Annotated in this window: 12 protein-coding genes; 9 read left to right on the plus strand and 3 right to left on the minus strand. The window is 47.2% G+C overall.

The features are described from left to right. Positions 1-152: 152 nt before the first annotated feature. The 5 genes from JUF22_RS05275 (at position 153) to JUF22_RS05295 (ending at position 5,817) form a co-directional block, all read left to right on the plus strand. Positions 153-590 (plus strand): hypothetical protein, encoded by a 438-nt coding sequence (locus JUF22_RS05275; protein ID WP_203644231.1) that lies wholly within the window; start codon positions 153-155, stop codon positions 588-590. 130 nt (positions 591-720) lie between these two features. Next, positions 721-2,085, plus strand: coding sequence for an AAA family ATPase (locus JUF22_RS05280; RefSeq protein ID WP_203644233.1), 1,365 nt, complete (start codon positions 721-723; stop codon positions 2,083-2,085). Beyond that, complete coding sequence (locus JUF22_RS05285; RefSeq protein ID WP_203644235.1) at positions 2,078-2,650, plus strand: hypothetical protein; 573 nt, start codon at positions 2,078-2,080, stop codon at positions 2,648-2,650. Before JUF22_RS05280 ends, JUF22_RS05285 begins: the two co-directional genes overlap by 8 nt. Before the next feature lie 226 nt (positions 2,651-2,876). Next, positions 2,877-4,310 carry an S-layer protein gene (locus JUF22_RS05290; RefSeq protein WP_203644237.1) on the plus strand — a complete coding sequence of 478 codons (1,434 nt, stop codon included), beginning with the start codon at positions 2,877-2,879 and terminating at the stop codon, positions 4,308-4,310. 223 nt (positions 4,311-4,533) lie between these two features. Beyond that, the gene (locus JUF22_RS05295) at positions 4,534-5,817 is read left to right on the plus strand and encodes a hypothetical protein (RefSeq protein ID WP_203644238.1); all 1,284 of its coding nucleotides are present in this window, start codon (positions 4,534-4,536) and stop codon (positions 5,815-5,817) included. A 63-nt stretch (positions 5,818-5,880) separates the two neighbouring features. Here the strand turns inward: JUF22_RS05295 and JUF22_RS05300 are convergent, their stop codons facing one another. Beyond that, positions 5,881-6,537 carry a hypothetical protein gene (locus JUF22_RS05300; protein ID WP_203644240.1) on the minus strand — a complete coding sequence of 219 codons (657 nt, stop codon included), beginning with the start codon at positions 6,535-6,537 and terminating at the stop codon, positions 5,881-5,883. 303 nt (positions 6,538-6,840) lie between these two features. Between JUF22_RS05300 and JUF22_RS05305 the strand changes: the two genes are divergently transcribed. After that, the gene (locus tag JUF22_RS05305; protein ID WP_203644242.1) at positions 6,841-7,626 is read left to right on the plus strand and encodes a hypothetical protein; all 786 of its coding nucleotides are present in this window, start codon (positions 6,841-6,843) and stop codon (positions 7,624-7,626) included. Positions 7,627-7,879: 253 nt separating this feature from the next. Next, a complete protein-coding gene (locus JUF22_RS05310) occupies positions 7,880-8,260 on the plus strand; it encodes a MarR family winged helix-turn-helix transcriptional regulator (protein WP_203644244.1) in 381 nt (126 codons plus the stop codon). 107 nt (positions 8,261-8,367) lie between these two features. Here the strand turns inward: JUF22_RS05310 and JUF22_RS05315 are convergent, their stop codons facing one another. Continuing rightward, the gene (locus JUF22_RS05315; protein WP_203644245.1) at positions 8,368-8,625 is read right to left on the minus strand and encodes a hypothetical protein; all 258 of its coding nucleotides are present in this window, start codon (positions 8,623-8,625) and stop codon (positions 8,368-8,370) included. A 172-nt stretch (positions 8,626-8,797) separates the two neighbouring features. Continuing rightward, a complete protein-coding gene (locus tag JUF22_RS05320; RefSeq protein ID WP_203644247.1) occupies positions 8,798-9,400 on the minus strand; it encodes a hypothetical protein in 603 nt (200 codons plus the stop codon). An 874-nt stretch (positions 9,401-10,274) separates the two neighbouring features. On the opposite strand from JUF22_RS05320, the gene JUF22_RS05325 reads away from it, so the two are divergent. Both JUF22_RS05325 and JUF22_RS05330 read left to right on the plus strand, forming a co-directional pair. Beyond that, positions 10,275-10,541 carry a hypothetical protein gene (locus JUF22_RS05325; RefSeq protein ID WP_203639342.1) on the plus strand — a complete coding sequence of 89 codons (267 nt, stop codon included), beginning with the start codon at positions 10,275-10,277 and terminating at the stop codon, positions 10,539-10,541. A 123-nt stretch (positions 10,542-10,664) separates the two neighbouring features. Continuing rightward, a complete protein-coding gene (locus JUF22_RS05330) occupies positions 10,665-11,303 on the plus strand; it encodes an SDR family oxidoreductase (RefSeq protein WP_203644249.1) in 639 nt (212 codons plus the stop codon). Positions 11,304-13,136 lie beyond the last annotated feature (1,833 nt).

The raw sequence follows: 13,136 nt of genomic DNA on the forward strand, positions 1-13,136 counted from the left end.
TTTAGCTGTTGCCATCTTGAAGTTTAGCATAGGTTGGTGGAATCGGCGGCCCAACGGCATTCCCGGTCGCACGTTGGGAAAGGTTGGGGGCGCAACCGTGTGAGCGGGCGTATACTGAGGAGGTAGCGATAATGTTTGGGGAGGATTTTTTGATGAAAAAATGGCTTATGGCAATTGTCGTTGGTTTGAGTATTGGTTTGGTGGGTGAGACGCAGGGGCAGGCGGCTACCTGGCATCGAGGGACACCGAAAGCTCTGCGGGGCGTTTGGACGGGAAAGAAGACGTTCATGTTGGGTTCGTACATTCACCCAACGATTTCGTTTCGCCAAAACTTCTTTGATGCTGGCTCGGAAGGTGATCCGGCGCAGTATAAGCGGATGAGCTACCGGCATAAGCGTGGCAGCCACAGCTACGACTTGAAGGGACACGAGTGGTTTTACTCGCACTATAAGACGGTGGGGTATTTCCACGTGCAGGTGCGCTCGGCTGGGCATGGGAAACGGAAAGTGCATTTTAATGTGTATAAGATGATGGATCATGGTCGGAATATTGGCGGGAGCCGCGCTTATGGGGCTTGGTTTTATAAGTGATCGCTAAGTTCACCAGTCATGGGGTGAAACGGGAGGTCTGACCGCTATGTTATTCTGACGAAAGCTGGTTAGAGAACGGCCTTGACGTGATATACTAGTTGAAACTAAGCCGGAAGTAAGGGGAGTTCATATGAGAATTCGGAATTTAGGCCCCATTTCAGATGCAACGATTCACTTGAATAATTTAACCCTGTTTATTGGGGATAATGGTACTGGAAAAACGTTGGCGGCATATAGCGTTTTTGCCTTTCGTAATTGGTTGGAAAGATTTGTGCCCGATTTGCTTTCTGAACAGGATTTTGACGAGTTGAGGACGAATGGTACTTTTGAAATTAATATCAAAAAGCTAAGAGAACCGCTGATTCAACAGCTGATTGAGACGTTTAATGCTTTGAATGAAGATGGACAATATTTTGAGGAATTCTTCAAGGATAAGACGACGTATGAGAAGAATATTTCTAAAATTACGATTGATAAGTTTGATGTGGAGTCTTTCGAATTTGTTAATGATGCTACTCTGCGTAAAATCGTGTTTTCCTACTCGGATACTACCTCTAAGAGAGCTACCTTTGAGGGGGAAAAACGACAAGATTATAGTCTCACGTTTAAAATTGATGGAGATCTTTTGCAAATTTTACAAGAAGAGACATCGCTTAATGGCGAGGGCTTTTCACCGAAACAAGCACTGGTTCAAATTAATAGATTAATTGAAGGGTTTCTTGCCGATAATATTTCTCTTAGTACTTACTTGCCTGCGGAAAGAATTGGCATCAATGTTTTTCGAACGCGGTTAAATAACCAGGTGATTGAAGAAAGTTTTGCCAATCCGCTAGCTGCCAATACTTCTATTGAGCGCTACCCTTATCCAATTGAGGCATATATCAAGTATTTGAATAGTTCGTTGGACCTTTTGGATAAGCCATATACAAGAGCATCCCCAGAAGAGAGTCGTCTATTAAAAAAATTAGTGCCTGGAACATTTTCGTTTGATGAGACAGCAAATCGTATCAAATATCAAACTTCAGATTCTAATTCTAAACAGATTGATTTTAGCTTGGTCTCTTCTTCTCTCAAGTCGTTGTTAGGTATTGATCTGTTCCTTAAGAGCACAAACCCCTATAACTGGTTGATTGTTGATGAGCCAGAGATGAACTTACATCCAACGCGACAAAAACTAGTAATGGATTTACTTTATCACTTGGCAGAATCTGATGAACACGTTGTGATTTCTACGCACAGTGATTACTTGGTCAAGGAGCTTATTAATCTGATGCTGGAATCTAAAATAGCTAATAAAAAGCAACATGTGGGGATGTCTAAGAGCGTTTCCGTGTATGAATTTTCTGATTCAGGTGTTAGAGATTTGGGCGATATTTCTAGTCCAAATCAAGCTGGTCTGGCTAACTTTGACCACACAACAGACGAAATCAATAATCATTATTATGATCTATTAGAGCAAATTGACGGGGAAGACGGGGATTCTGCAGGTGAATGATGCGTACGCCAAAGCGTTCAAACAGGCAATTGATCCCGATGTTTTTCGTTCAGAGACGCGAGGAAAGAAAGTAAAACAACGAATTGACGAGGAGAACTATGCATTTGATTTAGTATTTCACGTGAAGAGTGATCATGCAGTAAGTTTCCGAATTGAAGACTTTAAAAACCAAGCGGGCTATCTACGATCGGGCAAACGTGGTGCAGGTAAAGACAACGATTGCACAATTATTGATGATGCTATTTTTCAGATTGAGGTTAAACGAGCCAAGAAGATGGGGCACACGCATGCACATGAACAGCTTGAGGCAGGGAAACGGTGGCTACATCACGTTTTATGGCTTGTTGTTGGTGACGATGAAGAACTGATAAATGCTGCGAAAATGCCCTTGTTTAACGTGATTATTCAACTGAATAATCGGCACTCGTTATCGCGGTCATACCCCGTAAAGAAAGATGGGGAGGTCTATCGCATCATCGTGTGGGAAGGTCAGAAAATAATTGATTTGAGTCGTGCTAAATCAGTGCTTATGCAGAAGCGATTAGGTGACGACTTTAGTGTTTAGCAGAGATTGAATTCTGAGGGATTCTCTCATTATTAATAAAAAATTTTGCGGAAATTTGGACGTTGAGGTCACCTGATAGAGGTAGCGTCAACGTCCTTTTTATTTATCTAGTTATACCAAATATAATTATTTACATAGGGTATTTTACATACGCTATATCATTTTGCTGGGGCTTCTTGGTATACTACCCGAGAACAACTAAATCTATTTTCTAGGGGAGAAAATTATGCAAGCACAATTAGCAAAATCGTTGTATTTAGGTTTAGCAGCGCTGAGTTTAGGGGCTGTGGCAACGGTCACGACGACTGCCACGACCGCAGACGCCGCTTCTAAGGCCAAAGTTGTGTCCAAGTCTTCACTGGGCAAGGACAGCAAGAACGTTGAGTTGACTGGCACAAACGCCATCTACTCAAAGCCAGGGACGGTGAAGGGCGCCAAGACGGTTGCTTCTAAGAAGACCGTGAAGAAGTTGGCTAGCTCAACGCACTCCAAGGACTACTTCCGGGCCTACTACATGGCCGTTACGAACCGGGGAACGGTTTACTACAAGGTCGTTTCAATGAACGGTAAGTACCGTGGCTACATCTACGGCGGTAAGGTCAAGGGGACGATTGGTGCCGGTATCAAGGAAGCTCAAACGACCAAGGAAGCTACGATGCCAACACGGACGGCTGGTTTCCACATCAAGGACGTGAAGAAGAACACGTTATGGACCGCACCACAACACACGACTTACAAGGCCCACAAGGTGAACATGTATGGGACGACTAAGGAAGATACCTTTACTGTGTCTAAGGCAGAAACTAAGACTAAGGAAGGCTCACTATACTACTACGTGACCTCTGACAAGAACTCTGATGTTTCTGGTTGGATCTTTGCTGGTAAGGGTTACAACGCTAGCGCAACCACCCAAGAACTCGGCGGTTTGTCCATGACGATGGCTGAAGCAACGCCAACTGAAAACAACAGTGTGACGGTTAACTACTTGGCTTCTAACGGTAACTCTGTGGGTAAGTCAACGTTTATTACGACTTTGACTAATACCAAGAAAGACCAACATGTTGTTTCAACCGTTGTTGGCGCTCCTGAGTCAACAAACGTTAACGGTCAAACCTTAGCAAAATTTGCTGAGGATTCAAAGAACGCGCCTGCAGGGTACATGGTGTCACCAACAAATACTATTGCTACGGATGTAATTGCTGCAGTTTATGGTGGGACAATGAGTGTCAAGGTGTACGCTGCAGCTACTTCTAAGGTTTCATTCTTCTTAGCTTCTACGAATGGCGTTGACGCCGGAATCGAAATTAAGGATACTGAGTTTGCGAATGGACGCCCTGCAATCGAAAAGACGGACGCAGAACGTTTAACTGGTGATGCGACTAAAGTTATCGCTACTTCTACTGGAATTGCAACGGATTTCTTTACCAATAAGAAAATGTATTCTAAATTAATGGAAGCAGACAAGGATTATACAACGACGGTTACCAAGGGGAAAACGTACTACGTTGAGTATACGTACAATCCATCAGCAACGTTAACTGTAAACAAATTAGTGAAATATGGCGAAACTATTCGGGTTGTTCTTGATAAAAAGTTAGTTCAAGCTCCTAAACTTCCAGATGAAGCAGGGGTAAACAACAGTACAACTATCGATTACTAAAGTTTAACAGTAGACGGTTGGCTTATTCAAAGAAAGTTTGATCGAACTAGTTCTACAATAAAAGCCGCTACCCACAAGAAAGTCCGTGGTTAGCGGCTTTTTAAGCATTTCCAACCGTCTTAAGGTAGTTTAAAAATGTCTAAATATGCGTAATTTGTGAAGATTTTTGGTATACTGTATTCCGTTAACAAATAAACTTATATTTCAGAGGAGAAATTACAATATGCAATCAAGTTTAGCAAAATCGCTTTACATTGGTTTAGCTGCGTTGAGTTTTGGTGCCGTTGCTACGGTCTCAACTACTGCCAACGCTGCTAGCAAGGCCAAGGTTACTTCAAGCCAAACCTTGAAGACCGCTGCTGACACTCGTAACGTTGAAGTAACTGGGACTAACGCCCTTTACTCCAAGCCAGGGACTGTTAAGGGTGCCAAGGTAGTTGCTTCTAAGAACACGATGAAGAGTTTAGCTGCTTCTAAGAAGTCTGCAGCCTACTTCCGTGCTTACTACCAAAAGACCACTAACAAGGGCTCCGTTTACTACAAGATCGTTTCCATGGACGGGAAGTACCGTGGTTACATCTACGGTGGTAAGACTGCCGGCACTTTTGCTGGTGGGATTGCTTCTGCTAACACGACCACTAAGGCTACGATGCCAGCTAACACGACTGTCTACTTCACTAAGCCAGGCAAGACCAACGTTACGTGGGATGCACCTAAGTACACCCAATACAAGGCTTCTAAGCAAATCAAGGACACCACGGCTTACGCCAGTGATCCTTTGACTGTTACCGACGCCGTTACTAAGACGCGTGAAGGCTCAACTTACTACTACGTTACCGATGCTAAGAACCCAGCTATCAATGGTTGGATCTTTGCTGGTGCCGTTACCGCTGGTAAGAGTGACGCTGCTAAGGCTGAAAATGGGATTACCTTCAACTACATCAACAAAGCTACTGGTGCCAAGGTTTCCTCAGCTATCTATGAATTCCCAGCTGGTGCTGCAACTATCACTAATACTGAAGCTCAAAAGCAAGCTGGCGTTGCTGGCGTCTTGCCTGCCGGCTACTCATTAGCCACTCAAGGTGTTCTGGGCAGCAGTGATGCAACCTTTGCTAAGAACTCTTCAGTATCTGTTTACGTTGTCGCTAACCCTGCAGCTGCATTGACGGTTAACCCAGTCGCTTACAACAACGACACGAACTTCACTGGCAATATTACTTTCCCAGCTGATGTTCAAACGAAGCTTGCTGCTGATACGTTCTTCAACCAACCTAAGGGTGTAGTTGCCAGTTCTGCTGACATCCAAGCACACTTGACTTCTGCTGGTGCTGACAAGTTTGTCGTTGCCACTAACGCTGGTAACCAAGCTACTGGGACTCAAAACGCTTACCAATTCACTCTGAAGAGTGTTCAAAGTGGTACTTTTGGTTCAAGTGTTAACGCATTCTACGAAATTACGCCAGGGACTGTGTCTAACTCAACTAGCACTTTCACCCCATCTAAGTAATTTTTAACCAAGCAACACAAAAAAGCATCGTCCGCCAGGGCGATGCTTTTCTAATACATAAAATTAATAATTCCCAGGCATCTTCACCGGTTCCAACGAGTACTTACAAATGTCCAGTTGCCCGCACAGTGCACTAAACAGGTCGTCCACGTAAAAGAACCGACTCAAGTCCTCAACCTCCAGCCGGTAGCACAGCAGGCGTTCGACCTCATCCGTGATGGCGAGCTGGGCGGCCTCCATTTGCCAATAGGCCATGGGCGACAGCCGGTAGTACACGCTGGCGGCCATGACCGGATCGTGGTCGATCTGGATCCGCAGGCAACGTAAAATGTCGGCGTAGTTATGGTTGGCCGCGGGATCGGTCTGGTTCAGACTACCCGGTTGGTTGGCAGCCCACGCGCTGTCTGGCCAGTCTAGTCGTTGCTGGCGGAGAAAGGTGGCCGTTGCCTGGTCACGTTGTCTCGCCAATTCAGTCAAATCGGTGGTGAGTTGGGGCGACTGGCGCAGGTCAGCCACGTCGGCAGGCGCTAGTTCGTAAGCTTGACAAATCAACGTCAGCAAATCTTCATTTGGCCGCGTGATATGGTCGTGTTCTAACTCTGCTAGGTACCAAGCCGGTACATCCACGTCGCGCAAGACTTCTGCGGGGGTCGCACCGTTCATCAAAATTTCCCGGGCGCTGGTCAAAACCGTGCCCAAACTTTGCTGTCTCATTGTCATCGAACTCCTCCTCACTAATTATATCCGCATTATACCAGCCGTTTCTGGCATCCTTGTGAAATTTTAATGAGAATATCCGAATGAATATGATATTAAAATATTTATAGTTCGTCAACACTACCGGCAACCATTTCCCCTAAACACCATTGATACTACAATTTATAACGAATTATTTGATGATTTTATCTTTTAAAAATGAAGCGTCTTTCTTGCTATTATTCGTGTTTTGTGAGAATCTATAGCCGGGTAACGGAGAGATGTTTAATCGATTACCCACGTAGTTTTCGGAGGGGATGCGACATCTTGAATAAAGCCTGTTTGAATGGCTTATCAAGTGTGTATCGTAATCAGATCAATGCCCAGGGCGTCGTCAACTTTGATGAGTTGCGGCCTGAGGACGTGATCCGGCAAGTCCCCACCGAACAACTGGACCTTGATTGGTCGGCGGTGATCTACATCAAGAACTTTCAAGGTAGCCAGGCTGGCGGCACCGTCATCTGGAGCAACGATGAGGGCTTTTTCCGAACGACCTATTCGTCGAAGGCGGTCATGGATATGCTCACGGCGACGCAGGTGCTGACCTGGTTCGACATGAACACCATGGTGGAATTTCTACAGTTGAGTAGTCCGGTTCCCTTTGTCCTGGGGCCCATCGTCCTCGTTTCAACGGACCGACCATCTGGATCAGGCTATACCAGTTGGTTGGGGTGTCAGTTTGAAACGCACATCAACGGGACCATGCAGGAACGACAGGTGCGGGTCTTGCTCAGCAATGGGCTGGCACTGATTGCCCACGACACGGCACCACGACTTCGCAAGAAAATTGATGAAGCGCGACAAGTTTTGTTGCTTCAGCAGCGAATTCAACAAGAAGTTGTGCAACGACACGGAACGGTGCCAATGGCGGGAGAATTTCGCGCCGTGATGGACGTGGCAAGGCAGTTTCAAGAGAAACGGGATTGTCGGTTGATTGGTGAGATTTTTAGCAAAGCGGGGCTCGACCCCGACCCCAAACTTTTGGAGAAGGCATTGCGCGGTTTGTACCAGGGCGAAGGGCGTTCTTACGATCTCATCAATGAGCGGAGCTGATTCCTAGAGTGACGGGGAGTGAGAGGGGTAAGTGACAACTTAATATGAGTGAATTTATAACAAATTTCGGCTGAGATGTGATTTGTTTATAATATAGTCGGTCATTTATGCTAGTATATTAAGAGTGATGCGTTAGGGGTCAACCTTTTTGCCCACTAACGAATTATTTTGAATGCGGACTATGTTTAGACTTACCGGCGGAAGTAAAATTATCGGCATAAGGCCGTCGGGGGTCATGAGGAGGAAGAGAATCATGATCGACACGCAAAAGCTTGCTGGCGATGTCCAGCGAATCCACCAGTTGAATTCACTTTTACGGCCATTCATCAAACGTCCAAGTAGCGGAGATGCCCTGACGTTTGAACAATACCGGATCCTACACGAACTGGTTGCGGAAAAAATTAGCACCAGCGAGTTGTCTCGGCGCTTGAACGTTGGCCAATCAATGGTTTCCATTCAAATTAGCCGCCTGTTAAACGGGGGATATATTCAGGATGAGACGCTACCAACGGACCGGCGCTACCACGTTTTCCAGGTAACGGCTCGTGGTCGTAAGATTGAGGAACACGTAAATGAAACGCTGTCAGCGGAGTTACCAGTCTTGATGAAACAACTGACAGAGATTTTAAAGTGAGTCTTGGCAAGGAGTGGGGGCCAGTTGGTCGCCACTCCTTTTGTTTGGGTCTTAGCAAACGGGGCAACAAAAAAGGCCCGGCAAATAGCCCAGGCCCTTAACTAATGTTATTCAGCTGCTTCCAGTTCTTCTTCAGGTTCAGCGATAGCCTTACCCTCAGCGTCGACCAATTGCAACTCAGAGTGGCGGATAACCACCAGGTCGCCGAAGGAATCAATCTTATCCGTTTCCTTCTTGGAGAGTTGGTCGGGTTCAACCTTTACGATTGCAGAGTGTTCGTACATTTTCGTGATGGTGCCGTAGAAAGGATCGGAGAAGAGCTCCGTCTTTTCACAAAACACCCGATTATTTTCGTGTAGTGCCATTGGCGTTCGTCCCCCATAAAAGTAATTTATAACAGAGTAATGGTTGAATGACTAAAAGTCAAGAACTTTCCGACGAAATGGTCGAAATCTGTTAAAATATTTGCGAATTCAGTCTTTTATGGGGTAATTCGTTAAGTGACAGTATAAACAGGCGAATAATGGGCTTGTGAAATTAGCCCCGCCGAAGTTGGTCGATTTTGGATTGGATGGCAAAGTTTTGTAACAGTTCGCTCTGTTTGGCGACCTGGGCGGCAAAGTCCGTCAGGAAGCTTAATTCAAGGTCGGTCAGGGGGCGTTGGGACTGGGCAGCGGTCAGGAGGTCGTCAATGGCCTGGCTGAGGTGCTGGTTGGTGTTGACGACCTGCGCGAAGGCTGGGGTGCCGGCAAGGCCCTTAACGGCGGAGAGCGCCAATGGGGCCGTTACCGAGGCGGCGGAAGAGGCGACACCAGCCCCACTCGTGGCAGCGCTGGCCGCGGCCGCTTGGACCTTGGCGGGTGCCGGCGTGTTCACATCGAAGTAGTAATAAACTTCGCGCGGCTTGACCGCAGCCTTCTTGATCCGCGGGTCGGTCGAAGGCGCAGCGGAGACGGCCCCCATGACGACGGACGCCTTGTACCCCAGGTCACCCAGCATTTGCCGCAGGTTCACGGCCCGAATGCCGCGGATACCGGGGAACTTCGCTTCGGAGACGACCTGCGTCTGTTGGTCATCTTGAAGCCAGGTGATAATTTGTTGCCGAATCTTTGCTGCTTGACTGTTTTTCGTGTTTGCCATGATTCATCCTCCATTGCTCTTCAAGCCCGCACGTTTGGCTGGGCTAAACAGGTGTCTCCAGCGCCTCCGGGTCGGTGAAAATGCCCGCTGACTGTCCGTTCCCGGCGGTGGGCTCAAGTCGACCTGCTATGGGGTCGGTTTCAGCCTGAGAAGCGGGCTTCCACCTCGACTTTGAGCCAAAGAGCGGTCTCAAAGGTCGTCCCGTGGGCTAGGCTGAGTGGAAAACCTCAGCCAAGACCACCGACACAGCTGGCCAACTTGGCCCACCTCTGGTCACTAACATCCACCATGCCTTCACCGCCCCTGCGGCTGACACACGTTTAACCCGCTAACCAACTGTCATGAGCTGTTTGCTTATCTTCGTTATGTTGTGTTGAGTTGGTGTTTATTTGTTGGGTATTGATTAACCTTGCGTAATTTTGGCTGGCTTAGTATTAAGCGACTAATTAATAATTGCCGTCAGTTGCCCTAAACCAGCTATTATTAATTATTGAAACATTTCTAACCCATGGCTGGCAAGGGGCTGGGGTGAATTGACTGGTCTTTTTGTTAATTATTAGGATTTTAATTGGGATAATTGATAATTACTTGGCATCCGGGGAAGCTAATCTTTTACAGGCAAGTATGGTACAATCAAAGTACATAGAGGAATTATCTGGTGATACCAAACTGGACGTGGTTTGGCCAGGCTAACATCACTGTGCGCATGGAGGTTAATCATTGGTTTTTTAGCCGTGATTGTCGAAATAGTCGCGGCGGTTCTAAAAATCTTTGATTGAGCGAATGACGATATCGAGGAGGAGCCGTGGTGGCGGCTTTTCCTTTTTCTTTTCCACATCGTGCGGCATCTAATCAATATAGGAGTGAACAAATTTTGCATATCTTTAGAGATGAAAACGGAATTCGGTTGGTCGTTTCGCACCAACTCGGCACTTATGCCGTCCGTTTCGCTGACTACGCCCCTGAACAAGAATTCGTGAACTATGAATTAAAGCGTGATCGGCATGGCCGTTATCATCTGACCATTCAAAAAACTAACCTAACCGAATTGAGTCAACCCGTCTTCAAAAAAGAATTAGTCTTTGGCGATCTCGGCGACAGTTTGACGCCAGTCGAAGGCGTTACGTTAATGTTGATTTAATTTTCGAGCTTCGCAGTCGTTGGACTGTGGGGCTTTTTTATTTGCCGTGAACCCTTTGACTTGCTAAATGTAACTATGAGTATTACAGTATAATCGTAGACAAAAACGAAAAGGGGTATTCATATGACGAATGTATTAGTTTTAGGTGCGAACGGTAAGATTGCAAAATTAGCGACGGCCCAATTGCTGGCAAATCCAGACAACCACTTAACGTTGTTCTTGCGTAACAGCAAGCGGTTAGCCAACGCAGCCAGTGACCGCGTTAAGGTCGTTGAGGGTGACGCGGCGAGCGAAGCTGACCTGAAGGCAGTCATGGCCGACGCTGATATCGTGTACGCCAACTTGGCCGGTAGCATTGAGGCTGAAGCCAAGGCTGTCGTGGCCGCAATGGACGCCAGTGGTCTGAAGCGCCTGATCTGGATTTCCACGCTGGGCATTTACGATGAGGTCCCTGGGAACTTTGGCAAATGGAATCACCAGATGCTGGACGGCGGCTACTTGGAAACCTACGGCGCCGCAGCCAAGACCATCGAGGACTCCGACCTGGACTACACGATCATTCGGCCAGCTTGGCTCTCCAACAACGACGAAGTGGCCTACGAGACCACACAGAAGGGTGAGGCCTTCAAGGGCACCGAAGTTTCTCGCAAGAGTATCGCGGCACTGGTTGCCAAGTTGGTCGCCGACCCGAGCCAAGCCATCCACGAGTCACTCGGTGTCAACAAGCCCAACACGGACGGCGACAAGCCAGCCTGGTATTAAAAAAGTTTTCTACTATAAATGCCCAAGCGTTAGTATTTAGTCCAGTAACCGCAAAATTTGCGATTCAAAAAGTGTGCAATGGTCACGGTTTCGCGGTATAACTATGGTGTGCGTTGAGAATGTCTCCGCACGACTTGCGGTTCATTTATTTAGATTGGAATCAATTTACTAAGCTCATTCTGTGAAACTTTTCCTCCAAACAAGAACCCATGGATTTGCCGGGAATTGATTCATACGTTGCGGAATACCGTTGGTTAAGCGCCAACGGTATTTTTTTGCGCTCAAAATTGTGTGGGTGCCACTGCGGCCACCAGGTGCTCCCTGCCTGTGGGAAACTGGTTTGGTGAGCGAAAACGGTGGTGGACGGGCCGTTCCCGGCGGTGGCTTCAAGCTGACCTGCTGTGGGGCCCGGCTCCAGCCTGAGAAGCGGTCTTCCGCCTCGCCTGAAAGCCTGGAAACCCGCCAGTCTCCCAGGTCGGCCCATGCTCTAAACTGAGAAAAGCACTCAGTTAAGACCATCGACACAGCTGCCCAGCTTGATCCACCTCTGGTCACTGACACGGGCCATCGTTTCACACGCTAGGTGATGGCCACAGGGGTTCCACACCTGGTGGCCGGCGCTCTGGCGACAGGAGGAGAGAAAAAATACCGTCGGCGGTTACCAGCTTCATTGAACTTGCCTTTGACATGGATCTTAGACGGGAAGCGAGTGCAGTAAGCACAGACGCCCAATTAACTCGACCGCCATCTCCAAACCAGTATCGACGGGGAGCTCACAGTAAAAACCAAAACCAGAAAAGTGGATTGGTGCGTGGGGTTACGCCAGTGTTAGCCGCAGGGATGGTGAAAATGGGCCAGTCGTGGTAGTGACCAGAGACGAGCCAAGGTGCCCGGCTGTGTCGATGTTCTTAGCTGAGTGATTTTCTCAGCTTAGAACATGGGACAACCTTTGAGACCGCTTCTCAGGCTCAAAGTTGAGGTGGAAGCCCGCTTCTCAGGCTGGAACCGACCCCACAGCAGGGCACCTTGAGCTCGTCGCCGGGAACGAACGCGACCAGGCCCATTTTCACCATCCCGGAGGCGATGGCACTGTCACAACCGCCGTACCTAACCCACTTGTTCAAAAAAATACAAGAAGTTTGGGTGTTTCTGTTGCAAACGCTTACAGCCTATGATACTATTATGGTGCGGAAAGGAATTAAGAGTTGTGACGTTCCACAGCATCAAATTGCATCAATGTTTTAAAACCGATTTCCGCTTCAACGTGAGTCAGGTTTTAAAGTAGCTCCGAGATACTGAAAGATAGAGACAACTCCGATAAACCTTCTAACGAACTCTAGCAGTTCCAGGCAATGGTTTCACAGATTCGGCTCCACAGAATCAGGTACCATCAAAACTGAATAGATTTTAGACTTAGTGCTTGTAAGTAAGCGTCAAATGTTTAAAGACTAGTAAACAGTTCCAGGTAGTAGCTAGAGCTCGGATGTTACGGTTGCAAGGATCATGCGAGGATTTTAAGTAGAATCGTTAGTAGCGTGTCTTGTGTCAGTAATGAAGGAATTAAGTTCCACTGGTAACAAGCTGAAACGGCAGCCAGAAACTAATTAAAACGATTTGTTGGCTGCGGCCGCTCGGCGAAACATTCTAGTTATGAGGCGATTAAGAATTACAATGATTACGAAACGGGAATTTAGTAGTAATCACAACCTCCTTTCCGAGAGTTAGCGGACTTCAAGTGATTTCCTAACACTAAACTTGAAGCCCGTTTTTTATGTTCTCAGGAAGGGTACGTTCGGGTACCTCAGACTTTACAGTTTTAGTTATAGCGGTATT

Source organism: Levilactobacillus lanxiensis, assembly GCF_016861655.1.
Classification (GTDB): Bacteria; Bacillota; Bacilli; order Lactobacillales; family Lactobacillaceae; genus Levilactobacillus; species Levilactobacillus lanxiensis.

Excerpts from the sequence above, each read along its gene's own strand:
- JUF22_RS05290 (WP_203644237.1), top strand. The coding sequence starts at position 2,877 with ATGCAAGCACAATTAGCAAAATCGTTGTATTTAGGTTTAGCAGCGCTG.
- JUF22_RS05280 (WP_203644233.1), top strand. The coding sequence starts at position 721 with ATGAGAATTCGGAATTTAGGCCCCATTTCAGATGCAACGATTCACTTG.
- JUF22_RS05315 (WP_203644245.1), bottom strand. The coding sequence starts at position 8,625 with ATGGCACTACACGAAAATAATCGGGTGTTTTGTGAAAAGACGGAGCTC.
- JUF22_RS05320 (WP_203644247.1), bottom strand. The coding sequence starts at position 9,400 with ATGGCAAACACGAAAAACAGTCAAGCAGCAAAGATTCGGCAACAAATT.
- JUF22_RS05300 (WP_203644240.1), bottom strand. The coding sequence starts at position 6,537 with ATGACAATGAGACAGCAAAGTTTGGGCACGGTTTTGACCAGCGCCCGG.
- JUF22_RS05275 (WP_203644231.1), top strand. The coding sequence starts at position 153 with ATGAAAAAATGGCTTATGGCAATTGTCGTTGGTTTGAGTATTGGTTTG.
- JUF22_RS05295 (WP_203644238.1), top strand. The coding sequence starts at position 4,534 with ATGCAATCAAGTTTAGCAAAATCGCTTTACATTGGTTTAGCTGCGTTG.
- JUF22_RS05310 (WP_203644244.1), top strand. The coding sequence starts at position 7,880 with ATGATCGACACGCAAAAGCTTGCTGGCGATGTCCAGCGAATCCACCAG.
- JUF22_RS05330 (WP_203644249.1), top strand. The coding sequence starts at position 10,665 with ATGACGAATGTATTAGTTTTAGGTGCGAACGGTAAGATTGCAAAATTA.